Annotated in this window: 23 protein-coding genes and 1 pseudogene; 15 read left to right on the top strand and 9 right to left on the bottom strand. The window is 61.6% G+C overall.

Annotation, left to right across the window (positions count from 1 at the left end; translation table 11 throughout):
- The first annotated feature begins 66 nt into the window (after nt 1-66).
- The 3 genes from AB5Y53_RS20650 (at nt 67) to glnE (ending at nt 4,885) form a co-directional block, all read left to right on the top strand.
- On the top strand, nt 67-1,317 hold the full coding sequence (locus AB5Y53_RS20650; protein WP_010675666.1) for a methyl-accepting chemotaxis protein: 1,251 nt from the start codon (nt 67-69) through the stop codon (nt 1,315-1,317).
- Between the two features lie 118 nt (nt 1,318-1,435).
- Nucleotides 1,436-1,876 (top strand): GNAT family N-acetyltransferase, encoded by a 441-nt coding sequence (locus tag AB5Y53_RS20645; RefSeq protein WP_201926454.1) that lies wholly within the window; start codon nt 1,436-1,438, stop codon nt 1,874-1,876.
- Nucleotides 1,877-2,011: 135 nt separating this feature from the next.
- Entirely contained in the window at nt 2,012-4,885 is a 2,874-nt protein-coding gene (gene glnE / locus AB5Y53_RS20640) for a bifunctional [glutamate--ammonia ligase]-adenylyl-L-tyrosine phosphorylase/[glutamate--ammonia-ligase] adenylyltransferase (RefSeq protein WP_368183114.1), read from the top strand.
- A gap of 56 nt (nt 4,886-4,941) precedes the next feature.
- Here the strand turns inward: glnE and AB5Y53_RS20635 are convergent, their stop codons facing one another.
- The 3 genes from AB5Y53_RS20635 to AB5Y53_RS20625 form a co-directional block, all read right to left on the bottom strand.
- Nucleotides 4,942-5,676, bottom strand: a complete 735-nt coding sequence (locus tag AB5Y53_RS20635; RefSeq protein ID WP_368183112.1) for an SDR family oxidoreductase — start codon at nt 5,674-5,676, stop codon at nt 4,942-4,944.
- 139 nt (nt 5,677-5,815) lie between these two features.
- Nucleotides 5,816-7,972, bottom strand: a complete 2,157-nt coding sequence (locus AB5Y53_RS20630) for an AsmA family protein (protein WP_368183111.1) — start codon at nt 7,970-7,972, stop codon at nt 5,816-5,818.
- A 203-nt stretch (nt 7,973-8,175) separates the two neighbouring features.
- Nucleotides 8,176-10,323: a prolyl oligopeptidase family protein gene (locus AB5Y53_RS20625; RefSeq protein ID WP_368183109.1), complete on the bottom strand. Its 2,148-nt coding sequence runs from the start codon at nt 10,321-10,323 to the stop codon at nt 8,176-8,178.
- Nucleotides 10,324-10,538: 215 nt separating this feature from the next.
- Here AB5Y53_RS20625 and AB5Y53_RS20620 point away from each other — a divergent pair, with 215 nt between their 5' ends.
- From AB5Y53_RS20620 to AB5Y53_RS20585, 8 genes are all read left to right on the top strand, one after another.
- Complete coding sequence (locus AB5Y53_RS20620) at nt 10,539-11,750, top strand: threonine synthase (protein WP_368183108.1); 1,212 nt, start codon at nt 10,539-10,541, stop codon at nt 11,748-11,750.
- Nucleotides 11,747-12,412: an amino acid ABC transporter permease gene (locus AB5Y53_RS20615; protein ID WP_368183105.1), complete on the top strand. Its 666-nt coding sequence runs from the start codon at nt 11,747-11,749 to the stop codon at nt 12,410-12,412. Before AB5Y53_RS20620 ends, AB5Y53_RS20615 begins: the two co-directional genes overlap by 4 nt.
- Nucleotides 12,413-12,604: 192 nt before the next feature.
- Nucleotides 12,605-13,267, top strand: a complete 663-nt coding sequence (locus AB5Y53_RS20610) for an amino acid ABC transporter permease (protein ID WP_368183103.1) — start codon at nt 12,605-12,607, stop codon at nt 13,265-13,267.
- Nucleotides 13,264-14,025 (top strand): amino acid ABC transporter ATP-binding protein, encoded by a 762-nt coding sequence (locus AB5Y53_RS20605; protein ID WP_368183100.1) that lies wholly within the window; start codon nt 13,264-13,266, stop codon nt 14,023-14,025. The genes AB5Y53_RS20610 and AB5Y53_RS20605 overlap by 4 nt, the downstream gene beginning before the upstream one ends.
- Nucleotides 14,022-14,858, top strand: coding sequence for a transporter substrate-binding domain-containing protein (locus tag AB5Y53_RS20600; RefSeq protein WP_368183099.1), 837 nt, complete (start codon nt 14,022-14,024; stop codon nt 14,856-14,858). The genes AB5Y53_RS20605 and AB5Y53_RS20600 overlap by 4 nt, the downstream gene beginning before the upstream one ends.
- Before the next feature lie 220 nt (nt 14,859-15,078).
- The gene (locus AB5Y53_RS20595) at nt 15,079-16,332 is read left to right on the top strand and encodes an MgtC/SapB family protein (RefSeq protein ID WP_368183097.1); all 1,254 of its coding nucleotides are present in this window, start codon (nt 15,079-15,081) and stop codon (nt 16,330-16,332) included.
- A gap of 94 nt (nt 16,333-16,426) precedes the next feature.
- Nucleotides 16,427-17,017, top strand: a complete 591-nt coding sequence (locus AB5Y53_RS20590; RefSeq protein WP_180907058.1) for a sugar O-acetyltransferase — start codon at nt 16,427-16,429, stop codon at nt 17,015-17,017.
- Nucleotides 17,014-17,355 carry a DUF1294 domain-containing protein gene (locus AB5Y53_RS20585; protein ID WP_368183096.1) on the top strand — a complete coding sequence of 114 codons (342 nt, stop codon included), beginning with the start codon at nt 17,014-17,016 and terminating at the stop codon, nt 17,353-17,355. Before AB5Y53_RS20590 ends, AB5Y53_RS20585 begins: the two co-directional genes overlap by 4 nt.
- A gap of 203 nt (nt 17,356-17,558) precedes the next feature.
- Here AB5Y53_RS20585 and AB5Y53_RS20580 read toward each other — a convergent pair whose 3' ends face one another.
- The 4 genes from AB5Y53_RS20580 to AB5Y53_RS20565 all read right to left on the bottom strand — a co-directional run bounded on the left by AB5Y53_RS20580 (nt 17,559) and on the right by AB5Y53_RS20565 (nt 19,883).
- On the bottom strand, nt 17,559-18,041 hold the full coding sequence (locus AB5Y53_RS20580; RefSeq protein ID WP_368183094.1) for a hypothetical protein: 483 nt from the start codon (nt 18,039-18,041) through the stop codon (nt 17,559-17,561).
- Nucleotides 18,038-18,727, bottom strand: a complete 690-nt coding sequence (locus AB5Y53_RS20575) for a transcriptional regulator (RefSeq protein WP_368183093.1) — start codon at nt 18,725-18,727, stop codon at nt 18,038-18,040. Before AB5Y53_RS20575 ends, AB5Y53_RS20580 begins: the two co-directional genes overlap by 4 nt.
- Nucleotides 18,728-18,931: 204 nt before the next feature.
- Nucleotides 18,932-19,459, bottom strand: a complete 528-nt coding sequence (locus tag AB5Y53_RS20570; protein WP_368183091.1) for a hypothetical protein — start codon at nt 19,457-19,459, stop codon at nt 18,932-18,934.
- A gap of 31 nt (nt 19,460-19,490) precedes the next feature.
- Nucleotides 19,491-19,883, bottom strand: coding sequence for a hypothetical protein (locus AB5Y53_RS20565; RefSeq protein ID WP_368183090.1), 393 nt, complete (start codon nt 19,881-19,883; stop codon nt 19,491-19,493).
- A 439-nt stretch (nt 19,884-20,322) separates the two neighbouring features.
- On the opposite strand from AB5Y53_RS20565, the gene AB5Y53_RS20560 reads away from it, so the two are divergent.
- Nucleotides 20,323-20,664, top strand: coding sequence for a DUF805 domain-containing protein (locus AB5Y53_RS20560; protein WP_368183088.1), 342 nt, complete (start codon nt 20,323-20,325; stop codon nt 20,662-20,664).
- Between the two features lie 98 nt (nt 20,665-20,762).
- On the opposite strand, the pseudogene AB5Y53_RS20555 reads toward AB5Y53_RS20560, so the two are convergent.
- A pseudogene (locus AB5Y53_RS20555) lies at nt 20,763-21,915 on the bottom strand (IS3 family transposase).
- Nucleotides 21,916-22,778: 863 nt separating this feature from the next.
- Between AB5Y53_RS20555 and AB5Y53_RS20550 the strand changes: the two are divergent.
- The 3 genes from AB5Y53_RS20550 (at nt 22,779) to AB5Y53_RS20540 (ending at nt 25,786) form a co-directional block, all read left to right on the top strand.
- Nucleotides 22,779-24,692 carry an Ig domain-containing protein gene (locus tag AB5Y53_RS20550; RefSeq protein WP_368183086.1) on the top strand — a complete coding sequence of 638 codons (1,914 nt, stop codon included), beginning with the start codon at nt 22,779-22,781 and terminating at the stop codon, nt 24,690-24,692.
- 219 nt (nt 24,693-24,911) lie between these two features.
- Nucleotides 24,912-25,124, top strand: coding sequence for a hypothetical protein (locus AB5Y53_RS20545; protein WP_041211694.1), 213 nt, complete (start codon nt 24,912-24,914; stop codon nt 25,122-25,124).
- Nucleotides 25,125-25,324: 200 nt separating this feature from the next.
- Nucleotides 25,325-25,786, top strand: coding sequence for a hypothetical protein (locus AB5Y53_RS20540; RefSeq protein ID WP_368183084.1), 462 nt, complete (start codon nt 25,325-25,327; stop codon nt 25,784-25,786).
- Nucleotides 25,787-25,859: 73 nt separating this feature from the next.
- Here AB5Y53_RS20540 and AB5Y53_RS20535 read toward each other — a convergent pair.
- Nucleotides 25,860-26,326 (bottom strand): FMN-binding negative transcriptional regulator (locus AB5Y53_RS20535; RefSeq protein ID WP_368183082.1); only part of this gene is annotated, 467 nt, incomplete at its 5' end.

Here is a 26,326-nt window from a genome sequence, read left to right as displayed (position 1 = left end):
AAAAAGGAAGATAATGCCGATAGCTATGACGGCAAAGGAATAATGGACGTTGAAAGGAGAAAAATTATGCAGTTGAACCCGCTGGAGAGGCGCATGAGCAACATCCGACTGGTGCCCAAGGTGGTGCTGCTCATGGTGTTCAGCACCCTGCTGCTGCTGGCCAAACTCTGGTTCGATGCCAGCAACCTGGAAGCGACCCTGCTCAGCGAGGGCATTGATGCCGCCATGGCCAACACCATCGCCGATCGCCTGCTCTGGACCGGGCTGGTGGAGACGGCGCTCATGGGGGTCGTCTTCGTGGTGCTGCTGCTCACCGGCTCCCGCCTCATGGTCAAGCAGGTCCACTACCTGGTGGGGCTGCTGGAGCGTTTCGCCAACAAGGATCTCAGCCACAGCGTGCTGCTCAAGTCCCGGGACGAGTTCGGCGACATCGCCAAGGCGGTGGCCCACTCCCAGGAGAACCTCAAGGAGGTGTTCGGGACCCAGCGTGCCGCCTGCAAGGAGCTCAACGAGATCGCCTCCCAGGTGACTCTCTGCATGGATGAGGCGAACGAGGCCATCAACGAGGAGTTCACCCAGATTGAGCAGCTTGCCAGCGCCATGAGCCAGATGGTGGGTGCCATTCGAGAAGTGGCCAACCACGCGGAGCAGGCGTCCCACGCCACCGCCGAAACCAGCCAGCTGGCCGAGGAGGGCAGCCGCTGCGTGGCGGCTACCGTCAACACCATCGACACTCTCTCCGGCAACATCCAGCGCTCCTCCACCGTGGTCAACGAAGTGGAGCACGGGGTCGATCGCATCGGCTCCGTGGTGGACACCATCCGCAGCATCTCCGAGCAGACCAACCTGCTGGCCCTGAACGCCGCCATCGAGGCCGCCCGCGCCGGTGAGGCGGGTCGCGGTTTTGCCGTGGTCGCCTCCGAGGTGCGCGAACTCGCGAACCGTGCCCAGGCGGCCACCGTCGAGATCCAGAAGATGATCGAGCAGCTTCAGGGCAACGCCCGCCAGGCCGTCGGCCTGATGGCCGAGAGCGTGCAACAGGCGGACAAGGGGGTGGAGCAGGTAACTCAGGCTGGTACCCAGCTCGACACCATAGTGCAGCGGGTGCAGGGAGTGGCCGACATGAACCGCCAGATCGCCGCCGCCTCCGAGCAGCAGAGCTCGGTGGCCGAGGAGATGAATGCCAACCTGGAGCAGGTCAAACAGGTGGTGGAAGGCTCCGTCGTGGTGCTGCGGGAGCTGAAAGATGCCTCCGAACTGGTGGAACACCACAGCCAGACGCTGGACAGCCATATCCAGGCCTTCAAGCTGGCCTGATGCTGGCCTGATGCTGGCGCCCATCGTCAAACCTTCAGGCTGGCCTGAGGTCGTGATTTGAGTACACTGGAAGGCCCCCTTAGGGGCCTTTCTTTTTTCATCACGGCAAGGAGCCAGGATGCAGACCACAGAACGTGCGCTTGAGATAAGCGACGACAAGGGGCGCCTCGACGTCCCGCTCATTCACCGTTTCCTCAGTGAAGAGGCCTACTGGTGCCTCGGCATTCCCCTCGCCACCCTGCAGCGGGCCATCAACCACTCCCTGTGCTTCGGAGCCTATCTCGACGGCCAGCAGGTCGCCTTCGCCCGGGTTATCACCGACAAGGCCACCTTCGGTTATCTCGCCGACGTCTTCGTGCTGCCCGAACATCGCGGGCGCGGTCACAGCAAGGCCCTGATGGCAGCCATCCTCGCCCACCCGGAGCTGCAAGGGCTGCGCCGTCTCTCCCTCGCCACCTCCGATGCCCACGGCCTCTACGCCGGTTTCGGTTTTGTGCCGCCGAGAAGCCCCGGCAGCCTGATGGAAATCTACGACCCCGAGATCTACCGGCGTCCCTGAGCCCGGCCGATCGCCAGATCCGTCGCCGGATCACCTTCCGGGCAGCGGCGCTGTGACGCCAGCGCCCGGGAGTGCTAGATTGGCAGCCGGCATTTCACTCTCCCTGCAGACTCGTCAACCACAAGGATGGCAACCGTGGCCCAGCACTCTCCCTCTTTCTCCGCCTTCTCTCCCTTGTTGCAGGAGCAGGCCCTGCGCCACTGGCAGCGGCTGCTCGCCCTGGCGCCCCAGTATGACGCACTGCCCGAGCCCACCCGCCAGACCCTGCTGACCCTGCTCGGCCTCTCCGACTTTGTCGCCGACTCCCTTATCAAGCAGCCGGGCCTGCTGGCCGAGACCCTGGCATCGGACGCACTGACCCGGGCCGAGCGCTGGCCCGCCTATGAACCTGAGCTCGCAGCCCTGCTCGCCGAGGTCACGGACGAGGAGGCGCTCAAGCGCATCCTGCGCCAGTTCCGCCGCAGCCGCATGCTGGTGATCGCCTGGCGCGAGCTGCTCGGGGAGTCCGAGGTCGAAGAGAGCTTCATCCATCTCACCAAGCTGGCGGATGCCCTCATCTGTGGTGCCCGCGACTGGCTCTACGCCAAACAGTGCGGCGAGCTGGGCACCCCCATGGACGGCGATGGCAACCCCCAGCCGCTGCTCATCCTCGGGATGGGCAAGCTCGGCGGCGGCGAGCTCAACTTCTCCTCGGACATCGACCTTATCTTCACCTTCCCCGAGAACGGCTACACCGTTGGCGGGCGGCGGGAGCTCGCCAACCAGCAGTTCTTCATCAAGCTGGGCCAGCGCATCATCAACGCCCTCCACCAGCCCACCCAGGATGGTCAGGTGTTCCGGGTCGACATGCGGCTGCGTCCCTTTGGCGATGCGGGGCCACTCGCCATCTCCTTCGCCGCCATGGAAGACTACTACCAGCATCACGGCCGCAACTGGGAGCGCTACGCCATGGTCAAGGCGCGAGTGCTGGGCCCCCAGTGTGAACATGCCACGGCCCTGACCGAACTGCTGCGCCCCTTCGTGTTCCGCCGCTATATCGACTTCGGCGTCATCGACGGCCTGCGCCAGATGAAGGCGATGATCGCCGCTGAGGTGCGCCGCAAGGGACTGGAGGGCAACATCAAGCTGGGGGCCGGGGGCATTCGCGAGGTGGAGTTCATCGCCCAGGCGCTGCAACTCATCCGTGGCGGGCGCGAGCCCGCCCTGCGGGTACGCCACCTGCCGGAGGCGCTGGCCGCCATCGCCCAGGGGGGTGCCCTGGAGGGGAGCCAGTGCGAACGCCTGCTCACCGCCTATCGCTTCCTGCGCCGGGTGGAAAACATCTTGCAGGAGATCGGCGATCAGCAGACCCAGACCCTGCCCACCGAGGATCGGGATCGCCAGCGGCTCATCGCCACCCTCGGCTTTACCGACTGGGACGCCTTCATGGCCCACCTTGACGAGGAGATGGCCGCCGTCCATCAGGAGTTCGTCGCCGTGGTGGGGGAAGAGAAGGAGGCCCCCGCCCACCTGGAACAGCTCTGGCTCGATCTCTGGCGCACCGAGCTTGATGCCGCCGAGCTGGAAAAACTGCTGACCACGCAGGGAGTGGTGGAGCCCGCCCCCCTCTGCGCCGCCCTGCTGCGTTTCAAGGAGGAGTACAAGCGCCGTCAGGTGGGGCCCCAGGGGCGTATCGCCCTGGACTGGCTGATGCCGGAGCTGCTGCGGCTGGTGGTGGCGAGCCGCGAGCCCGCCCGCCTGTTCGAGCGGGTCTGCACCCTGCTGACCCGCATCTTCACCCGCAGCGCCTATCTGCAACTGCTGGCGGAAAACCCCGCCGCCCTGCGCCAGCTGGTACGCCTGTGTGACGAGAGCAACCTGGTGAGCGAGCAGCTGGCCCGCTACCCCATCCTGCTGGACGAGCTGCTGGATCCCCAGCACCTCTACCACCCCACCCCGCTGGATCAGTACAAGCCCCAGCTGCGCCAGTTCCTGCTGCGCATCCCCGAGGAGGACGTGGAGCAGCAGATGGAGGCGCTGCGCCAGTTCAAGCAGGTGCAGCTCCTGCGCATCGTCGCCGCCGACATCGCCGGTGCCCTGCCGCTGATGAAGGTGAGCGACCACCTCACCTGGCTGGCGGAGGCGATCACCGAGGAGGTGGTCAACCAGGCCTGGGCCCAGATGAGCGAACGCTACGGGGTGCCGCCCGAGGTGGCGGTGAGCGGTGAGCGCGGCTTTGCGGTGGTGGCCTACGGCAAGCTGGGGGGCATCGAACTCGGCTACGGCTCGGATCTCGATCTGGTGTTCCTGCACGGCGGCGACCCCAACAGTTACACCGATGGTCGCAAGTCCATCGACAGCCGCCAGTTCTACCTGCGCCTCGCCCAGCGGATCCTGCACCTGTTCAGCACCCGCACCCCGTCCGGCATCCTCTACGAGATCGACATGCGGCTGCGCCCCTCCGGCGACGCCGGCCTGCTGGTCTCATCGCTGTCGGCCTATGAGCAGTACCAGCAGCAGGAAGCCTGGACCTGGGAGCATCAGGCCCTGGTGCGAGCCCGTCCCATCTATGGCGATGATGCCGTGGTCGCCGAATTTGCCCGCATCCGCCGCGACGTGCTGGCCAAGGAGCGGGATCTGCCCACCCTGGCCCGCGAAGTGCGGGAGATGCGCCAGAAGATGCGGGATCACCTGCTCAAGGCGGGAGAGGGAGAGTTCGATCTCAAGCAGTCCCCCGGCGGCATGGTGGACATCGAGTTCATCGCCCAGTACCTGGTGCTGGCCCATGCCTGCGGTGAGCCGGACGCCCTCACCCGCTGGTCAGACAATGTGCGCATCTTCGATGAGTGCGTCATGGCGGGGGTACTCACACTGGAGCAGGCGGAGGGGCTCAAGCAGGCCTATCTGGAGATCCGCAACCTCGGCCATCGCCTCAATCTCTCGGAGATCTCCCGCAAGGTGGGGGACGATCAGTTGCCGCGAGAGCGGGGCCATGTGCTGGCGGTCTGGCAACAGCTTCTGGGAGAATAAGCAGAAGGGGCGCCATGGCGCCCCTTCTCGTTGACGAGAGGCTTGTTGAAGATGACCTAACGCCCGCCTGCCACATCGATAAAGGTGCCGGTGGCATAGGAGGCCTCGTCCGACAGCAGCCAGGCGATGGCGGTCGCCACCTCACGGGGTTCGCCGCCCCGTTGCAGGGGAATATTGCCCTTGATCCTGTCCACCCGGCCGGGCTCGCCGCCGTCGGCATGCATCTCGGTGTAGATGAAACCCGGGCGCACCCCGTTGACCCGGATCCCCTGGGCCGCCACCTCCAGGGACAAGCCTCTGGTCAGCACGTCGACGGCCCCCTTGGCGGCGGCATAATCCACGTACTCCCCGGGGGAGCCCAGCCGGGCGGCGGCGGAAGAGACGTTCACGATGGCGCCCCCTGCCGTCATGCGGCGCACCGCCTCGCGGCAACAGAGAAAGCAGCTGGTGACATTGGTGGTCAGGGTCTGGTTGATGCGCTCGGCGCTCATCTCCAGCACCCGCATCTGGGGCTGCAACCTGCCGGCGTTGTTCACCAGGTGGGTAACGGGGCCGAGCCGCGCGTCCATCTCCTCGAACAGGCGCACCACCTCTGCCTCCACGCTGACATCGGCCTGCACCGCGATGCACTCGACCGGATGGGTGGCCAGGATCTCGGCCACCACCGCCTCGGCGGACACCCTGTCCTGACGATAGTTGAGACAGAGATGGTAACCCTGAGCCGCCAGATAGCGGGCTGTCGCGGCCCCGATACCTCTGCCGCCGCCGGTGATCAGCACCCGTTTGTTCATGAACCCTCCTGATTCCCGGTTTCGAAGACTGCTTCGCATAGTACCTCATGTTGGCGACCACACCTCGTCCCGTGACGCCCGGCCCCACAACAAAGAGCCCGCACGGGGCGGGCTCTTGATGGCAACAAGGGGAAGTTGGCTATTTGAACAGGCCCTTGAGCAGCTGGTCCGCCACCCCTTTCACCCCTTCGTTGTCGGCCTTGTCACCCAGCAGCTTCTTGAGACCGCGCTCGGCCTCCTTGCGGGCCTTCTCCTCCAGCACCTTGTTGCTGCTGAGCAAGGCCTTCACGTCAAGCTTGTAGCTCGGCGCCTGCCAGTGGCCGCCGATGCGCACCGGTATGGTGATGTCCTTGAGCTCGTCCACCGTCTTGCCCCCCTGCCCCTTGCTGCTCTCCACCACGGAGGTGAGGAACAGGAAGTCGAGGGTCTCCGGCACCAGGGCGGTCTGGCCCTGCCCCTTCACCCGCAGGGCGGGGGCAAAGAGCTGGATGTCGTCGCTCCTGGCAACCCCGTCGGCAATCTGGAAGCTGGCGGTGAGGGCGCTGAAGTCGGTCTTGCGCACCTCCTTCACCTGATCCGCTCCCTTGCCGGTCAGGGTGGCCCGCGCCTCGCGGATCATCTCCGCCAGGTTGATGCCGTGTAGGGCACCGTCGCTCAACTTGAGGCTCACCTTGCCCTGCATCCGGCTGCGCAGCGCCTGTTCGGAGAGTCCTGAGCCCTGCGCCTCGACCTCCAGATCCCCCTTGCCTTCCAGCAGGTCGGTCTGGGCCAGGGTCTGCAGCAGGGGCCGCACATCGACTCCCTGCACCCGCTTGTGCACCTGATAGCGGGCGGGTTGCTGACGGGCATCGAGCAGACCGCTGGCGGTCACCTTGCCGCCGGCCACCCCGGCACTGAACTGCTTGAGGGTGAGCTGACCACCGGCCAGGGCCAGTTGCAGATCGACGGCGCTCAGATCCAGCCCCTTGAGGCGCAGGCTACCCAGTTGCAGGCGGCCAGACAGGTCCACCGACTTGAGGGCGGTCAGATCAGGCTCTACCGTGGAGAGCGCCCTGTTGGCGGGCGCCGCAGCCTGATCCTTTGCTCCGGCCGGTGCAGCCGCCCCTGACGTGGCCGCAGCGGGCGCGGCCTTGGCCGATTGACCGAGCCAGGCGTCGAGATCGAGCTTGTCCCCCTTGAGGTCAAAGTCCACTTTGGGAACGGCCCCCAGACGAACGGCGCCGCTGCCGCTCAGCAGAGCATCGTCCGCTCCCATCACCAGGTTGCTGAGGGTGACGGCCTGCTTGTCCAGCTCGGCGCGGGCAAAGCCAGCGAGCTTGAGCTGCATCTGCGGGCGCGGCAGGGCATCACCGCTCAGCTTGGCGGCCAGCACGGCATCCGACAGCTCCAGCAGTTGCCGGTTTTCATCGAGCCGCGCCTTGAGGGTCCCCTCCAGCGTACCGGCCAGGGTCGGCTTGTCCGCCGCCCCCTGTGCCCCGCTGAGGCTAAGGCTCAGACTGCTCCACTCCCCCAATGCCAGCCGATCGGCCTTGAGGGTGAAGGCATCGAGCCGCAGCACCGGCTGGTTCAGGCTGCCGCTGAGATTGAGATCCTTGAGCTCGCTCTTCATGGCCTCCCGGGCCGGTTTGAGCTGGGCCTGACCCTTGAGATCAAAGGCCAGATCCCCCTGTGCCCCCTTGGCCGCCAGGGTCACCGGTACCCACTCCCCCGGGGTCAACTGCCCCAGATCGAGATCCAGCCTGTCGAGCCGGGAGACGGTACCGCTGCGGTCGTCCCGCACCAGGGCGCTGGCATCCACCAGCGCGATGCCTTGCAGGCTGATCTGCCAGGGCTGCTTGTCACTGGCGGCTGGGGGCGTCGTTGCGGCAGGCTCGGAGGCCGCCTCCTCCTTGGGGTCGGCGGAGGCCTTGAGCAGGTCACTCAGGTTGGAGCTGCCGTCAGCCTTGGTCTGGATAAAGAGATGGGCGCCGCTCAGGGTCACCTTGCCGATCTCAAGCTTGTGGGAAAGCAGGGGCAGCAGGCCCACCGAGGCCTCCCCGCGCGTGAAGCGCACCAGGTCGGGCTCGGCAAAGCCGGCGGGGTTGCGCAGCGCCACCTTCTCGAGGGAGAGGCCGAGGCTCGGCCAGAAACGCCAGCCGATATCCCCTTGTATCACCAGCTCGCGGCCGGTGCTCTTGCCCACCTGTTCCACCAGCTGGGGCTTGAACTGATTGGGATCGATGAGGGACACCAGGGCGGCGATGGCCACCACGGCCGCCAGCGCCAACCCCAGCAGGATGTAGATGATCTTCTTCACGATGGACTCCTTGAATGCGGATCTTGTGGCTGACTATACCACCGGGGGGATGACAGATGGGGCCCGTCTGCCAAAACGGGCCAGCGGCGAGACAGGGATGGTCGCAGCGAGTGCAGCCAGCGCAGCTCTTCCAACGCGCGGCAATAAAAAGGGCCCCGCAGGGCCCTGATGATAATGGATGGCTGGCGCCCGCCTCGCCCGGATCAAGGCTGCCGCGGCAACTGCTGATAGCCCATCTCGTACAGGGTGAAGGCATAGATGTCCGCACTCTGCTCGATAAGCTTGGCCACCGGCGTGCCCGCCCCGTGCCCGGCATTGGTCTCGATGCGGATGAGCTGGGGATGGGGGCCGGCATTGTCGGCCTGCAGGGTGGCAGCAAACTTGAAGGAGTGGGCCGGCACCACCCGATCGTCGTGATCCGCCGTGGTCACCAGGGTCGAGGGGTAGCTGACCCCGGCCCGGACGTTGTGCAGCGGCGAGTAGCCCTTCAGGTAGTCGAACATCGCCTCGCTGTCGGCGCTGGTGCCATAGTCATAGGCCCAGCCCGCCCCGGCGGTGAAGGTGTGGTAGCGCAGCATGTCGAGCACCCCCACCGCCGGCAGGGCGACCCGCATCAGATCCGGCCGCTGGGTCATGACCGCCCCCACCAGCAGACCGCCGTTGGAGCCACCTCGGATCGCCAGCCGATCGGTGCGGGTGTAGCCCTCGGCCTTGAGGTACTCGGCCGCCGCGATGAAATCGTCGAACACGTTCTGCTTGTTCTGCTGGGTGCCCGCCAGGTGCCAGGCCTGGCCGTACTCGCCGCCCCCGCGCAGGTTGGCCACCGCATAGACGCCCCCCAGATCCAGCCAGTTGGCTACCGATACGCTGAAGCTCGGGGTCAGGCTCACGTCGAAGCCGCCATAGCCGTAGAGGATGGTCGGGTTGCTGCCATCGAGTTTCAGCCCCTTGCGGTAGCTGATGATGAGCGGCACCCGGGTGCCGTCCTTGCTCTGGAAGAAGCGCTGCTCGGAAACGTAATCCTCCGGTTTGAACGGCGCCGCCGAGGCGCGATAGAGGCTGATGGCGCCGCTCTTGGGCTCGAATCGGTAGAGAGTCGGCGGCTGGGCATAGTGCTCGAAGCCGAAGTAGAGGGCGGGATCATCGTGCTTGCCGTTGAAGCCACTGACGCTGCCAAGGCCGGGCAGCGCCACCTCGCGCACCCGCTTGCCTTCGTAGTCGAACTGCTCGACCCGGGCGGTGGCATCCACCATGTACTCGGCGAACAGATAGCCGCTGCCGCTGTGCACCGTCAGCACCTGCTGACGCTCGGGGATGAGATCCCGCCAGCGGGCCGGCCCCGGGTTGGCGGCATCCACTGTCACCAGCCGGCCGTTGGGGGCGTCCCGGTTGGTCAGCAAGTAAAGCATGCTGCCCTTGTTGTCCACCAGGCTCACGTCCGCATCCAGATCCCCCTGCACCGTCAGCAGCGGCGCGTTCTCCTGGCTCAGATCCTTCACATAGAGGCGGTTGCCTGAGGTGGAGTTCGCCGCCGAGATGAGCAGGAAGCGGTCATCTTCGGTGACGGTCGCCCCCACGTAGCGGTGGTGCTGGGCCGGGATGGCGCCGAACACCAGCCGGTCATCCTCCTGCGCCGTGCCGAGCCGGTGGAAATAGACCTTGTGCTGATCGGTCCTGGCCGACAGCTCGCTGCCGTCGGGCTTGTCGTAGCTCGAGTAGAAGAAGCCCTCGTTGCCGAGCCAGCTGATGCCGCTGAACTTCACGTCCCTGAGGGGCGCCTCCAGCGGCTGCTTGCTCTCTACGTCCATCAGGTGGATCTCGCGCCAGTCGCTGCCGGCCAGCGACAAGGAGTAGGCCAGGATGCGGCCATCGCGGGAGAAGCTCAGCTGATCCAGCGCCGTGGTGCCGTCGGGGCTGAGGGTATTGGGATCGAGGAACACCTCGGCCGGCTTGCCCTCCAGCTGGCGCCACAGCACGTTCTGGTTCTGCAGGCCGTCGTTCTTGAAGAAGTAGTGGTAGCGCCCCTCGCGAAACGGCGCCCCTTCCTTGGCGTAGTTCCAGGAAGCGGCCAGCTTCTCCTTGATGGCGGCGCGATACGGGATCTGTGCCAGGTAACCCTGAGTCACGGCGTTCTGGGCCTTGACCCAGGCCTCGGTCTCGGGGCTGCGGTCATCCTCCAGCCAGCGATAGGGGTCGGCCACGGCCTGGCCGAAGTAGTGATCCACCTGCTCACCCTGGCGGGTGACGGGGTAGTGAAGGCGCGTATTCCCTGACATGGCATCCTCTCTGGTTGGCTGGCCGCTGCACGCACAGAGCAGTGACAGGGCCAGCAGGTTGACAATGGCTCGCATCGAGGCGGCTCCCTGCGGTTTGAGTGAGCGGGCAGGTTAACAAAGCGCGCCGGATGGCCCAACCCCCCGACCGGTGGCAGAGGGTGGCCCGCCGACACGGGGGAGCCATATGAATTTTTTCGCTTAAGTTTGCCGCTTTATTTTGTTTGTTATCCGGCCCTTGGGTCACAGGATGGAATAAGACACCAGCCAACGTGAGCCATTCAGGATAAAGCATGCCGTACAGCTACCTATCACATCTGCGTTGCAGCAAGACCGGCGAGATAGTGGATGCCGATCAGCCCCAGCAGTTGAGCCCGGTCGGTGCCCCCTTGCTGGCCAGTTACGACCTCGAGGCCCTGAAACAGGCCTGGCACCCGGCCGCTCTGCTGGGGCGCCCCGCCAGCCTGTGGCGCTACCACGAGCTGCTGCCGGTGCGCGATCCCGCCCAGGTGATCACCCTGGGGGAAGGCTTCACCCCTCTGCTGCCCCTGCCCGCTTTCGGCAAACAGATCGGCATTCCGGATCTCTGGATGAAGGATGAGAGCATCATCCCCACCGGTTCTTTCAAGGCCCGCGGCGCCGCGGTCGGCGTCTCCCGCGCCCGGGAGCTCGGCATCACCCACTTCGCCATGCCCACCAACGGCAACGCCGGTGCGGCCTGGGCGCTTTATGGCGCCCGCGCCGGCTTGCGCAGCACCATAGTCATGCCCCAGGCGGCACCCGCCATCACAAGACTGGAGACCTCGCTGGCCGGTTCCCGCCTCTATCTGGTGGATGGCCTCATCAGCGACGCCGGTCGCCAGGTGGCCGAGGCGGTGGCCGAGCAGGGGCTGTTCGATGCCTCCACCCTCAAGGAGCCCTATCGCATCGAGGGCAAGAAGACCATGGGGCTGGAGATCGCCGAGCAGCTCGGCTGGACCCTGCCGGACGTCATCCTCTACCCCACCGGCGGCGGGGTTGGTCTCATCGGCATCTACAAGGCGCTGCGGGAGTTGCAGGAGCTGGGCTGGGTCAAGGGGCCGCTGCCGCGACTGGTGGCGGTGCAGGCGAGCGGCTGCGCGCCCATCGTCCAGGCCTGGCAGCAGGGGGAGCGCGAATCGCGCTTCTGGCCCGATTCCCAGACCCTCGCTTTTGGCATCAACGTGCCCAAGGCGCTGGGGGACTTTCTGGTGCTGGACGCCCTCTATCGCACCGAGGGCTGCGCCGTCGCGGTGGAAGATGGCGCCATCCAGCGCGAGATCCGCCAGCTCGCCTCCCTGGAGGGCAGCTTCGTCTGCCCGGAAGGGGCGGCCGCCTTCGCCGCCGCCCGCCAGCTTCGGGAAGCGGGCTGGATCCAGGGGGGCGAGCGGGTGGTGGTGCTCAACACAGGTGCCGGCATCAAGTACCCGGACGCCATCACAGTGCTGCCCCAGCGGCTGCGCCGCGACGGGAGGATCCCGGCATGAGCTTCGACTGGTCCTTTGTCCTCAGCACACTGCCGGCCTTCGGCCAATCGGTCTGGGTCACCTTGCAGCTCGGCGCCATCGTGATCCTCACCTCGCTCGGGGTGGCGCTGCTCAACGTGACGCTGCAAAGCCTGCACAAGCCCTGGCTGAACGGGGTGATCCGCGCCTATGTGGAGCTGGCCCGCAACACGCCGCTCTTGATCCAGCTGTTCTTTCTCTACTTCGGGCTGCCGGCGCTCGGCATCTCGCTCTCCGGCTTTGCCACGGCAGTGATCGCCATGACCTTCCTCGGCGGCGGCTACCTGACCGAGGCGCTGCGTGCAGGCGTTCAGGCAATCCCCCCCAGCCAGCTGGAAGCGGGCCGGGCCATCGGCCTCTCCCGCTGGCAACTGCTGCGCCACGTCCAGCTGCCCCAGGCCTGGCTCGCCAGCTTGCCGGCGCTGTTTGCCAACTTCATCTTTCTGCTCAAAGAGACCACGGTGGCCTCGGCGGTGGCGGTGCCGGAACTGCTCTACACCACCAAGAACTACATCGCCCTCTACTACAAGACCTACGAGATGCTGGCGGTGCTGACCTTGATGTGCGTGCTGATCTTTCTGCCGCTCTCCCTTGCCCTGCGCGTCGTTGAAAGGAGGCTGCAACATGGTCAGTTCGGTCATTGAGCAACTGATGCAGACACCTATTGTCCAGCTGCTGCCGTCACTCGCCACCCATGCAGAGGAAAGGAGGGATCAATATGGTCAGTTCGGTCACTGAATCGCTGATGCAGGCGAGGATCCCGATGTGGGCACTTATCTTCCTGCAGCTGCAGCCGCTGTCACTCGCCACCCATACACAAGAAGGGAGGGATCACTATGGCCAGTCCGGTTACTGAGCAGTTGGCGCAGGCGCTGCCGCTGCTGGCTGTGGGTGCGGGTCAGACCCTCGCCATCTCCCTGCTCGCCATCCTGTTCGCCACCCTGGGCGGGGTCGGTTATGGCGTGCTGGCCCAGCAAGGGGGAAGGCTGACTCGGGGAGCACTGCGGGTCTACCTGGAGCTGTTTCGGGTGGTGCCCGTGCTGGTCTGGCTCTACTTCTTCTTCTTCGGGCTGCCGATCTTCTTTGGCCTGGACATCCCGGCCTTCTGGTGCGCCGTGCTGGTGCTGGCCCTGTGGGGCGCCAGTGAGGTGGGGGAAGTGGTGCGCGGTGGTCTCAAGTCCCTCGCCCGCGGCCAGCAGGAGGCCGGCCTGGCGCTCGGGCTCTCCCGCTGGCAGCTCTATCGCCACGTGCTGCTGCCCCAGGCGCTGCAACGGCTGACACCGCCGACCATCAACATCTACACCCGCATCATCAAGACCAGCTCCCTGGCGGTGCTGATCGGGGTGGTGGAGGTGATCAAGGTGGGCCAGCAGATCATCGAGCGCACCTATGGCTCGCTGCTCATCTACGGTCTGCTGTTCCTGTTCTTTTTTCTGGTCTGCTATCCGCTCTCGCTCGCCTCGCGCTGGCTGGAGCAACAATGGGGTAATGCGGTATGACACCTCTGCTTGAGCTCAATGCTGTCAGCAAACAATTCGGCCAACAGCGGGTACTGGATGAGGTCAGCCTCACGGTGAACGCCGGGGAAGTGATCGTCATCCTGGGGCCGAGCGGCTGCGGCAAGAGCACCTTGCTGCGCACTCTCAACGGGCTCGAACCCATTCAGGGGGGCGACATTCGCTTCGATGGAGACAGGCTGGATGCCAGCACCGACTGGCAGCGGCTGCGCCAGCGCATCGGCATGGTGTTCCAGAGCTATCACCTCTTCCCCAACCTGACAGTGCTGGAGAACGTGCTGCTCGGCCCTGTGCAGGTGCAGAAGCGGGAGCGGCAGGAGGCCCTGCTGCAGGCAGAGCAGCTGCTGACCCGCATCGGCCTGTGGGAGCGGCGCCACGACTATCCACGCCAGCTTTCCGGCGGCCAGCAGCAGCGCATCGCCATCGTGCGGGCCCTGTGCATGAACCCCCAGGTGATGCTGTTTGACGAGGTGACAGCTGCGCTGGATCCCGAGATGGTGCAGGAGGTGCTGGAGGTGATCCGGGATCTCGCCGGCAGCGGCATGACCCTGCTCATCGTCACCCACGAGCTGGCGTTCGCCCAGGCGGTGGCGGATCGCATCATCTTCATGGACGGCGGCCACATCCTGGAGCAGGCCGCCCCCCATCAATTTTTCGACAATCCCAGGAGCCAGCGTGCCCGCCAGTTCCTCGCCAAGTTTTCTTATACAACTGTCAGCAAACGAAAGGAGTCAGCATGAAGATAATTACCTCGGTCCTGTTTAGCGCCCTCATCGGCCTGGGCCTCGCCAGCGGCGCCGCCCAGGCAGAAGACGGTTCCCTTGCCAAGATCAAGGCCCGGGACAAGCTCATCGTCGGCGTCTTCACCGACAAGCCGCCGTTTGGCTATGTGGACGAGAAGGGCAACTACGTCGGCTTTGACACCGATCTCGGCCGCCGCTTCGCCAAGGATCTGCTGGGGGACGAGAACAAGGTCGAGTTCGTGGCGGTGGAGCCCGCCAGTCGCATCCCCTTCCTGCAGAGCGACAAGGTGGATCTGATCCTCGCCAACATGACGGTGACCCCGGAGCGGCGGCAGGTGGTGGACTTCACCAACCCGAACCTCAAGGTCGCGGTGCAGGTGCTGGTGCCGGAAGGCAGCGACGCCAAGAAGCTCGACGATCTGGCCAGCAAGCGGCTTATCGTCACTACCGGCACCACGGCCGACATCTGGCTGACCCGCAACCACCCGGAGTGGAAGGTGCTCAAGTTCGAGAAGAACACCGAATCCCTGCAGGCCCTGGCCCAGGGCCGTGGCGACGCCTATGCCCAGGACAACCTGGTGCTCTTCAGCTGGGCCAAGGAGAACCCGGGCTATCGGGTGCTGCCCGAGAAGCTGGGCTCGGAAGACCCCATCGCCCCGGCGGTGAAGAAGGGCAATATCGAGCTGCGTGACTGGGTCAATGACCGTCTCGCCAAGCTGGGGGAAGAGAAGTACCTGCTCAAACTCTACGACCAGTATGTGCGCGACAAGCTTAGCGCCGATACCGATCCCAACGACGTGATAGTGGAAGGAGGCAAGTGGCAGGGTTGAGCCCTGCCCCCACAGCAGTGCTGAGTGTGAAGTGTGTGATCTTTGGTTCCGTTGGTCTGCAAACCGCAAGGTTTGACCTTTCCAGGCGCCCCCTCCAGGTGGCGCCTTTTTTTTGTTTGCAAGACCCCGGCAGGCGGGACACCCGCTCTGTGAGCCAGCTCCCCCTGCCCCGGGATGCCCTGTGCCATCCTCACTGAAACGGCAGCGGGAGGAGAAACCCATGTGGATAGAGGCCGAGCCCGTCTACGGCGCCCTGGTGTCCCTGGCCATCGGGCTCATCATCGGGCTGGAGCGGGGCTGGCAGGTACGCCAGCTCGGAGACAACCAGCGCATCGCCGGGATGCGCACCTATGGCCTCATCGGCCTGCTCGGCGGGGTCTGCGCCCTGCTGCTGCCCACCCTGGGGCCCTGGCTGGCCCTGCTCGGTCTGCTGACCGTGGTGACGGGGTGCGGCCTCTCGGTCTGGCTGGCCCAGCGCTGGCAGGGGGAGTTCGGCCTCACCAGCTCGGTAGCCATGGTGCTCACCTACCTGCTGGGGCTGATGTCGGTGCTGCAGAGCCCGAGCGAGGCGGTGGCCTGCGCCGTGCTGGCGGCCCTCCTGATGGGGCTCAAGGGCAAGATCCAGCAAGGGATGCTGTTCTTGAGCGAAATGGAGTTTCACGCCACCTTGCGTTTTCTGCTCATCTCCCTGGTGCTGCTGCCGGTGCTCCCCGATACCGAGATGGGTCCCCTCAATGCCTTCAATCCCTTCAAGATCTGGCTCATGGTGGTGGCGATTGCCGGCATCTCGTTCTGTGGTCACTTTGCGGTGCGCCTGCTCGGCACCCGCTCCGGGCTGGTGCTCACCAGCATGCTGGCGGGGCTCGCCTCCTCCACCGCCCTCACCCTGCAATTTGCCCGCCTCAACAAGGAGCAGGGAGGGCTGGAGCGGCTGCTGGCCACCGGCATTCTGCTGGCGGGAGCCACCATGTGGCTCAGGCTGCTGGCACTAGTGCTGATCATCCACGGAGAGCTGGCGCTGCGTCTGGCCGCCCCCCTGCTGCTGCTGGCAGCCATCGTCTACGGCTTTGCCTTCTGGTTCTGGCGCCAGCGGGAAGAGATGCCGGACGGCCCGGTACAGCCCGAAACCCGCAACCCGCTGGATCTCGCCACCGCCATCAAGTTCGGCCTGCTGCTGGCCCTCATCGGCTTCATGGCCACCCTGCTGCAGAGCAAGGTGGGCAACTCCGGGGTCTATCTGCTGGCGCTGGTCTCCGGCATCACGGACGTGGACGCCATCACCCTCTCCCTCTCCCAGCTCGCCCAGAAGGAGCTGGCCCTGGAGGTAGCCGCCAGGGGCATACTGCTCGCCGGGCTGGTCAACTCCCTGGTGAAAGGGGTGCTGGCACTGGTGATTGGTGGACGCAGCCTGGGGCGGCGGGTCTTGCTCCCCTACCTCGTCTCCATCCTGCTCATCCTGCCCCTTGTCCTGTGACAGGATGACGGGGATCACCTGACGGGCCCGGCACTCTGACACCCTTTCCCCTTGTCGCGTATACTGCCCCCTCTTGCAGCAGGAGGAGATGACCATGGCAAGCGACTGGGACAAGGTACTGGCGGGGGGCGCCCTGGACAGCCAGAGCGAGGAGATAGCGAACGACCGCATTCGCGGCCAGGCGCTGCTGAGCCGACTCAACGCCTCACCGGCGGGGGATCACGTCCTGCGCCAGCAGATCTGCCGCGACCTCTTCGCCCACTGTCCCGACTCCTGCTGGATCAGCACCCCCTTCACCTGCGAGTTCGGCCGCAACATCCACATCGGCGAGAAGACCTTCTTCAACTTCAACGTCACCATACTCGACGTGGGCGAGGTGCACATCGGCAACCATGTGTTGCTGGCCCCCAACGTGCAGATCTACACCGCCACCCACGCCATGGATCATCTGGAGCGACGCAACTGGACCGCCTACAACAAGCCGGTGCGGATCGGCGATGACTGCTGGATTGGCGGCGGGGCCATCATCTGCCCCGGCGTCACCATAGGGCCCCGCTCCATCATAGGGGCTGGCGCCGTGGTGACCCGGGACATCCCGGCGGACTCCCTGGCGGTGGGCAATCCGGCCCGGGTGATCCGCACGCTACACCCGGGCGAGACCCGGGATCCGGCGCTGCTGTCATGATGGCCCTTGCCCTGCTGCCCCTGGGTTGGGCAGGCTGGCTCGGGGTGCGGGACGCCAACTGGTGGCCGCTAGCCCTGATCCTGCTGATGAGCCTGCTGACCCTGGTCGTCTACGACTGGGACAAACGCCAGGCCATTCGTGGCGGCTGGCGCGTGCCCGAGGCCCGCCTGCATCTGCTTGAGCTGTGCGGCGGCTGGCCTGGCGCCCTGGTCGCCCGCCAGTGGCTACGCCACAAGACCCAGAAAGGGAGCTACCGCCTGCGGTTCTGGGCCATCGTCTGGAGGCAGTTGCTGTTGCTCGGGATCTGGCTCAGCTGGCCGATCTGGCAGGGGATCTGAGCAAGCAGAGAGCAGGAGAGTCACAGGTTAAGGTTCTAAACCATCCTTTGGAATAGCGGCAGATCGGGCGCCGGCTAAGCCGCTCGCTCTGGTTGCAGACATCTCGCAGAGCGGGCTGCGCTGCACACGAGTAATAGACTGCAGCCAGCTTTACACTGGCCAAGCTATCAGCACTGCCTTGATGCTCAAGGGCTTGTTCGGCCTCACTTTGCGATTTTCACTGGTGTTGAAGGCCAGAACCTGTGGTAGAAATCCAGTGAACCCTCAAAATGACCCTGCAGTATTTCCGGGTGAGGCGACTGTTGAAAAATGGCGATATGGTCAGGGGTCAGCTTCTTCCAGCCATAGTTAAGGGGCATGGTGAAGCTGCCATGCATCTTATTAAGGTCACTCAAAGGCGATTTGGTCTGGGGGGCTTCAACCTGAGAACGTTCTGTGACGAAGAAAATGAGCTGGCTACCCAGCACAGCCTGATATGCCGTGACCATCCAGGTCGCTTTGGAGCCGTGTTCACGTTCGATGACGGTAAATTTGCCAGCTCGGCAAACGGCATAATAATCAGCCTCTTTGGACGACAGACGCATTTCATAGTCACAACCCAGACTATTTAGCAGTATCAGCGAGACCAGCAGCATCCCCAGCGAACTCGACACATAGAGCAATCGAGTCAATAAACTACGTTTCATCGCTGTTTTTCCTGAAATTTTGCCTGCTCGTCACCCACCATCAACCAGATCTCCCCCTGTTTTGGGGTCGGTAGTTGACTGGCTGGCTTCTGGGTATGGCAAAGGATCCCTTCTCCAGCCGGTTCGCATTTGACGGTGACCCAGGTAGTACTCAAGTAAATGCCTGTCAGCAGTAGCAGGAGCACAAATCCCCCCATCATGATCAGCATCAGATTTTGCTGCCAGGTTGACAGCGGGAGCGGCTTTGGCTCTTCGCTTGTCGTTGCTGATACCGGATGGGGTGGGTCATCAGGGGTCGACATGATAGGCGTGGCAGCAGCCCCTTCTTCACAGGGAGCCTGCGGCTGGGTCAGCTCGGCCTCCGGCACAGCGACAGCGCCGGGAGCAAGCATGAACAGATAGCCTTGCCGCGGCAAGGTTCTGATCACCGCCTCTTGTTCCGGGGTATCGAGATAGCGGCGCAGGTTGGCGATGGCGACTGGCAGTGAACTGGTGCTGACAGGTCGACCCAGCCAGCCGGTTTGCAGCAGCGTTTCTTTGCTGAGCAAGGTGCCTGCATGCGTGAGAAAATAATGCAGGAGGCGCGCTTCAGCTGCAGAGACACGCATGACCGATGGCTCGCCATCCTGGCGTCGGGTCAACGTAAGTTGTTTGGTGTCCAGCACGAATCGGCCGAAAGAGTGCAAATGGGAATCCTGATCCGGAAGCATGGCGTGGTGAGCGTCTCGAGAGTCATGGTGCTGAAGGTCAACTTGATAGTGAACTCTGACGGGGGAGGCTCTTTTTTGTCAAGGGACGTATGTGCCTGACAGGCTTCTGTTGTTGCTGATCGTGAGTAAAGGCAGGAGTCGTCACAACAGACTCCCGCCCTGAGCAGAGGAAGAGGGCGGTTAGCGTTTGAGGTTCATGCCGAGGAAAGAGCCATCTTTGCTAAAGGTACACTCGAAGAAAATCGAGTCACTCTGCCCCGGCACCACGTATTTGCCATGGCTTTTTTCGGCGGGCAGGGTGCTGACATCATCTTTGTATCTTCCCAAGTCTTCGGCAGCAAAATTCAGGCAATAGCTGGGCATCTGGTTGACGGCAAGTCGCTGTTTGTGGTCATGACGCGGGGTTGAAGAGTGAGAGCGTTGTACGACAGCGCCACACTCATCACGTTGCTCGTCACTGATGTCATTGACCTTGCCATGTTTGATGGCCAGGCGGATGCACTGCTGGTCTTGTTGGTTCCACCAATATTCGACGGCGCTGCTGGGTGCAGAACCTTTTACAAAACCGCGGTCGCTCAGTTCCTGTTTGACCCAACCAATATCCTGATAATTAAGATCGGCCGTGTCGGCCGCCATTATCGGCAATGCACAACTAGATGTGCTCAGCAAAACAGCGATAGCAATATATTTAGAAGATGTCATTTTCATGTGGATGTTCCTGTTAATAAAGATAATTAAATTAGGCATGGCAATTTTCATTGCGTGTGTCAGAGGCATTTTTTACGTCGCCATGAACACTTTTCAACTGCAAACACTGATGAGAGTTGTCGTTATACCAGATGGCAAAGGAGGCATGGTTACCGTGATCATTTTGCCAGCCATCGACCATATTAAATCCATGTTGCTGCAATTGATCACTGGCCTGGCTTTCACGCATGCCGGTCAAGTCTTGCTGATCGAATTGTGCTGAACTGCTCTCTTTTCCTGACTTTTTATGATGCCCGGCATAATAGCCAATCGCACCGGCTGCACCCAATGCTGTTGCACCAATCAAGGCATCACGGGTACTGATATTCGAGCAGCCTGTGGTCAGCAAGGTCATGGTAACAAGGATGGCTAAACTTTTTTTCATATATCACCTGTTTGGCATTTGTGATGTGGAACGTTGCTTTCTGACCTGAAGCCTAACTGGCCAGTCCAGTGAGATGCCAACCAAAAATAATTATTAAAAACTGTTAAAATAGATTAAATCATGAGGTTAGTGAGCGGTGCTGACGGCCGAACGCCCATTTTCAAGCACGTTTGCTGATGCAGTGAGTAAGCCACCTCTCCCAAGCAGCGAGGCTCCCATCGAGTGCGAAAAGGGAGGCTGGCGGCAAGTAAGCCATCTGCCAGGACACGCTGCGCCATCCTCGTTTTTTATATTTTCGCGTTAATATCTTTTAATAATGTTTATTGTGTTGGTACGGCTAACGCTATTGGTTATTGTTGAACTGCTCCGGCCAATTGCGACATAACTCATTAAAATTGGCACAACAACATTTTTTCAGGTACTCATATCGAGGTGTGTGATGAATTTTTATTTTAAAGCATTCAAAAGATACTTTAATTTCCACGGGCGTGCATCACGTCAAGAATACTTTATGTTCTTGCTGTTTCATACCGTGATCTCTGTAATTTTAACGCTGGCGTTCAACGTTCCGGATCATATTAATTATCCGTTGGGTGTTTATGGATTGCTGACGATCATTCCTTGTGCGGCACTGGCTGTGCGTCGGATACATGATACCAATCGTACTGGTTGGTATTTGCTGCTCGGCGCTGTCCCCATTATCGGATTTGTTCTGTTGCTGCTGATTAAATTGCAAAAAGGTTCTGATGAAGCCAACCGCTATGGTGAGGCGTTGCTGTAAATAGATGGCATTGCTTCTCATCGCAATGACAAAGCACCGCCCATTGGCGGTGTTTTTGTAGTGGTTTAATCATCCCGGACTGAATCGCCCCAGCTTATCTAGACACGTTTGAGCCGTTCGAAATATTGCATCTCACACTCTACTGGTGATAACCCATTATTGAAGCTGTGTCGGCGCTTGGGGTTGTAAAACATTTCAATGTAATCGAACACATCCTGTCGGGCCTCCTCGCGATCCGCATAGTTTCTACGTCGGGTCCGATCGCGTTTGAGAAGTTGGAAGAAATTCTCCGCCACCGCGTTGTTATGACAATTGCCGCGTCTGCTCATGCTGGCCTTGAGCCGGTGATCCCGCAAAAAATCCTGCCAATCATAGCAGCTAAACTGGCTCCCTTGGTCAGAATGAACCAGCACTTCCTGTTCGGGTCGTCGTCGCCACACTGCCATCAGTAACGCGCTGATGGCCAACTCTCGGTCGAGCCGTGGCCCCATTGACCAACCAATGACGTGTCGTGAGAACAAATCCAATACCGCAGCCAGATAGAGCCAGCCTTCATGGATTCGGATATTAGTGATGTCCGTTACCCAGACCTTATTTGGCTCAGTCACATCGAACTGGCGCTCAGGATGATTCGGTGCAACCACTGCTGGCCTGCCACCATAATGACCGGGACGGCGACGATAACCCGTTTGTTAACATAAACCTTCATGAGGCATTAATCGCGCCGCCCGGTGTTTCCCGCAGGTCTCGCCCATCTCTCGCAGGTCGTCCCGGATCTTGCGATAGCCATAGACGCCGCTGCTTTCTAGCCAACATTGCTTGATCTGGCCCAGGAGGCGTTGGTCTTCCAGAGCGCGGGTAGATACAGGCTGGTGCTGCCAGGCGTAATAACCGCTCGGGTGGACATTCATCATCCGACACCGTCGGCGGATGGGATGTGCGGACGTGTGCTCCCGGATGAAGGTGTACCTTACCCTGACAGCTTGGCAAAGTACGCGGCGGCCTTTTTAAGATATCTCGCTCATCGGTGACACGGCGTGGCTCAACCTTGAGGCGCCGAATTTCGGCTTGCTGGCTGGAGTCATGCTGTTGCTGCACGTCGGGCTGGCTGTAGCGCCTGATCCAGGCGTAGAGACTGTGGCTGGAAACACCAAGTCGCTCAGCGACCTCTGTCACTGGGTAATGACGCTCAGTCACCTGCTTGACGTCTGCCAGTTTGAATTCTTTCGTGTCACGTTGCGGCTTGCTCATAGCATCTCCTGAATGACCTCAGTTTGAGGCTCTTGAGGTGTCTAGGAAAGTAGGGGAAATTCAGCTTTCTCTTACATGGGAAATAATAAATCTGTAAGAAATTTCTGAAAATATGAGGAAGATAATAATATTCAGACTTCATTCATTCCATTTCAGAAAGAAAAATGGCTCTAATCAAAAAATACACACCCCCTATACAATAACGTTCAAACCTTTATACATTCCATGCAGAACAAGCCAGACAAAATCAACAACACTCCCAAGATACGAGCTAAATAAGCCTGTAATCTGGGTGGTCATATTCAATTTCACGTGGTAGGCTATTGGGGTGTTTGAAAGTGCATCAGACTTTCTTGCTGTCATGAATATGAAAGGACATATCGGATCACTCACATCTCATGGCTGAATATATTCAATGATAAAATCAATTTTTTATCAGTGACATTTTTATATATCCTATCATGCTGTGTAAGTGCCGCTCCATATCGCAACAAGATCTCGCAACTACAAGTAACACATAACAAAAGAGGCATAACGCCCACCCTGACCGAGTAGGAATGAGTCCCCCTGGAACCTCATCTGTCATCCAAAGCCGATGACTGGGGGCATCAAGGGCGCCAATTGAAAGTCGCATACTCACCTACCCATGGCCCCTGCCATCAGTCCCGTCTGGGAACACATCTCGACGATTACTCGCACTTGGGGCTAACAGCATTTATTTCTGGTAATACTTCCGGAAAAAACCAACAACCCCATAGTACGCCACATGTTGAGAGAGATATAACTTGGCCATTAAAAACATATACTTAATATTTTTATGCATACTCGCTGCGTTACTGAGCGGGTGTGAAAACAGTTCATCCATGACAACGAGTGATACCGGTCTGATGCGAATTCAGATTATTCCGACTCAGACAGTGACAAAGGGAAAAAGTGTTCTGACGCTGGCGAAAGGGAACACCCAGCCTTTTGTTGCCATGGGATATTATTCGGATGGTACTGCCCATAACATATCAACCTCAGTACGCTGGATACTCAGTGACCCGACCGTGGCGAATATTGATTTTTCGGGCCTGCTCACCGGCACTGAAACAGGGACAGTTCATGTAACGGCCAGCAAAGAGAACATCATCAGCAATGCGGTGACGATTAACATCAGCGCGGCAAGCATCACTGACATTCAACTCACCCCCTCCATCCTGTCACTGCCCAAGGGCCAGACACACCAACTGACCGCCATCGCCACCTATAGCGACCACACCACGGCGGATATCAGCCACCAGGTTGCATGGCTTCCTGTCGGAGCACACACCGTCAGCGTGAATTCAGCGGGTATCCTGACCGGGATGATGCCGGGCACCACGGAAGTGACTGCCAGCAAGGATGGCATCATCAGCAACACCGCCAACATAACCATCACCGATGCTACCCTTACGGCCATTCAAGTCACGCCTCCGAGCGTCTCGCTGGCCAAGGGCCAGACCCGGCAACTGACCGCCACCGCCACCTACAGCGACAACACCACGGCGGATATCAGCAGCGATGTCACCTGGCTTGCGATAGACATGACTACGGCAACCGTCTCCTCAACCGGCCTGCTGACCGGGATCACACCGGGATCCACGGCAGTGACCGCCATCAAGGACGGCATCACCAGCGACACCATCAACATTACCATCACCCCTGCCACCCTCACCGCCATTCAAGTCACGCCGCCGAACGTCTCTCTGGCCAAAGGACAAACCCGGCAACTGACCGCCACTGCCACCTACAGCGACAATACGACGGGGGATATCAGCAGCAGCGTGACTTGGCTACCGGTTGACGCCGTCACGGCAACCGTCACGCCAGAGGGCCTGCTGACTGGCGTAGAGGAAGGCGCTACAGAAATCAACGCCAGCAAGGATGGTATTGGCAGCAACAACGTAACCGTCAGTGTCACGGCCGCCATATTGACGTCAATCGATGTCACCCCCGAACAGGCGTCTCTGCTCGTTGGGCAGCCTCAGCAACTCACTGCAATCGCCACTTACAGCGACAGTTCAACCTCGGATGTGAGCGATAGCGTAGCCTGGTTATCACTCGACACCGACACAGCAACCGTCACACTTTCAGGCCTTCTCAATGCCGGCGGGGTGGGAACGACCGACATCACAGCCAGCAAAGATGGCATGACCAGCAACGCCGTCGCGATCAATGTGTCAGCACCGGCGTTCACCAACATCTCTGCCGGGAACATCATTTACGCACTGGGCGCCGGTTTTCCTGGCACCGGGTTTACAGGGGCAGAATTTGTCCTGAATGTCTCCGGTACGGCGAGTAGCTACCACTGGAGCAGCAATACACCATGGGTCTCGGTTGACAGCAGCGGCAACGTCCGTTTCATCTCCCAGGGAAATGCGGCTCCAGTCACCATCATGGCCATGCCCAAATGGGGTGGCGCTCCATTGGCCTATACCTTCCAGGTCACAAGCTGGTTTGAGCCCCAGGGGGCCGCCCCCCAGGATTGGGTCAGCGCGTCCAGCGGGTGTGCCACGCTGGGCTGGAGTCAGCCTTCCATCACAGACCTGACATCGGGAACCCGAGGAGTGGGCTCATTGTGGTCGGAGTGGGGGGATCTGGGACAATACGGGAACGCAGGCTTCACCTCGAACTTTTATTGGACATCCGAGGCCGAAGGCAGCGATGGCCACTACGCCGTCCATCTGGGTGCTGGCGACTTCGGCAGCGGCAACGATACCATCCCCCTTCATGGGGTGTGTCATACACATATCTAGAGCAACCTGCCTTCAGGTCGATGGCTCTTGTTCACCTGCGCCGGGAGGCGCAGGGCTTCCATTGCCAATCGCAGTCCATGGATGGTGGATGTCGCCAATGGGAAATGTTGGTGCTCGCATCAGACAAGACTGAGCGGGCATTGCCGCCCAGGGCCGGGTATGAGACAACGACAGCGCGGGAGACAGATCCTCTCGTTCAAATCTTGAAAGGAGTCATTCATGACCATGTGGACAGGTATCGTCCTGATCGTCTTTATCAGCGTGTCGTTCAGCTATCTCACCAAACGCGCCCGCTACCAGATGGGGGATGCCCGCATTACCGACCGTCTTGGCAAGCAGGACATGATCATCAAGGAGTTGCAGGAGCGCATCGCCAATCTGGAGGCCATCGTCATCGAGGAGGAGAAGCGCCGCCCGTTCAAGGAGCTCTGATCCGGCAAGCCGGGCGGCAAACCGGCCAGCCCCCGGGCTGCAAGGGTTTGCCGCCGCCCCCGTTCGCACCCGCTCGCCCTCCGCCTGGCAAAAACGAAATTCACAGCAGGATCAATCCCCTGCCATTTTTCGGGTGAATGTTCGCCAAACTGGTCCGTTCCCTGCTCCGTCATGACATCAGTCGTACGGAGAGTGACATCATGATCGCCATCGGCACCCTGCTTCCCCTCGCCTCCCTTGCCATCAAGCTCGGCAGCAAGCTGCTGGACGACAGCACGCCGCCCGCCCAGACCGAGCCCGCCGTGCAGGAAGCGCACCTTGCCCCCACGGTGCAGAGCCTGTTCCAGCGCCTCGGCATCCAGGAGGCTGACAGCGAGCAAAACCGCCCCGCCATCAACCACTTCATGGGGGCGCTGATGCAGACCCTGGGTCAGGAATCCTCGGGCCAGCCCCTGCCCCAGGCCATCGACGCCGCCCGCACCCAGTTGGCAGACGGCACCCAGAGCACCCGCCTCGATGCGCTGCAGAGCGAGCTCGACACCCTCAAGAGCTCCCTTGGCAACAGCGACCTCAACCTCGATCAGTTGCTCTACGCCTTCAAGCAGACCCTGCCCAATGGCAAGGGGGAAGGTGTCGGCAAGCTGCTCAATGCCAGCGCGTGAGCGGGAGTGGAACCATGAAAAACGGCAACCAGACGGTTGCCGTTTTTGTCGGGCCGAATCTCAAGATGTCACGCTAGGACTGTGAAGGGGGCGGGTTCAGCATGGCGCCGGCCAGCGCGCTCTGCCCGCGATCCTGCAGGGCATTGGCCGCTCCCAGGCGATCCGCCGCCTCCTTGTTCTGACCCAGCTTGAACTTGCCGACCAGCCGCTCAATCTCGATCTCTATGCCCACCACGGCCTGCACCATGGTCTCGAGATAGTCTCTCGGAGCATCCGCCATCTTCCAGGGAATGGACTCTCCCGCCTCGTGGGTACGGGTCAGGGTCGCGAGCAAGCGACGCACGAAGCGGGCATCGTCCCTCACCCGGATACGGCCATGGGCGTGCACCACGGCATAGTTCCAGGTGGGCACCTGCTGATGATGCACCTGCTTGCCCGGATACCAGCTGGGGGAGATATAACCCTCGGCGGCGCGGAAGATCACCAGCACCTCGTCGCCGTCTTTCACCTCCTGCCAAAGCGGGTTGTTGCGGGCCACAT

Source organism: Aeromonas sp. R7-5 (genome assembly GCF_040908015.1).
GTDB lineage: Bacteria > Pseudomonadota > Gammaproteobacteria > Enterobacterales > Aeromonadaceae > Aeromonas > Aeromonas caviae.
Note: the sequence above shows the minus strand (reverse complement) of the source record. Positions and strands in the feature narration are given on the sequence as shown.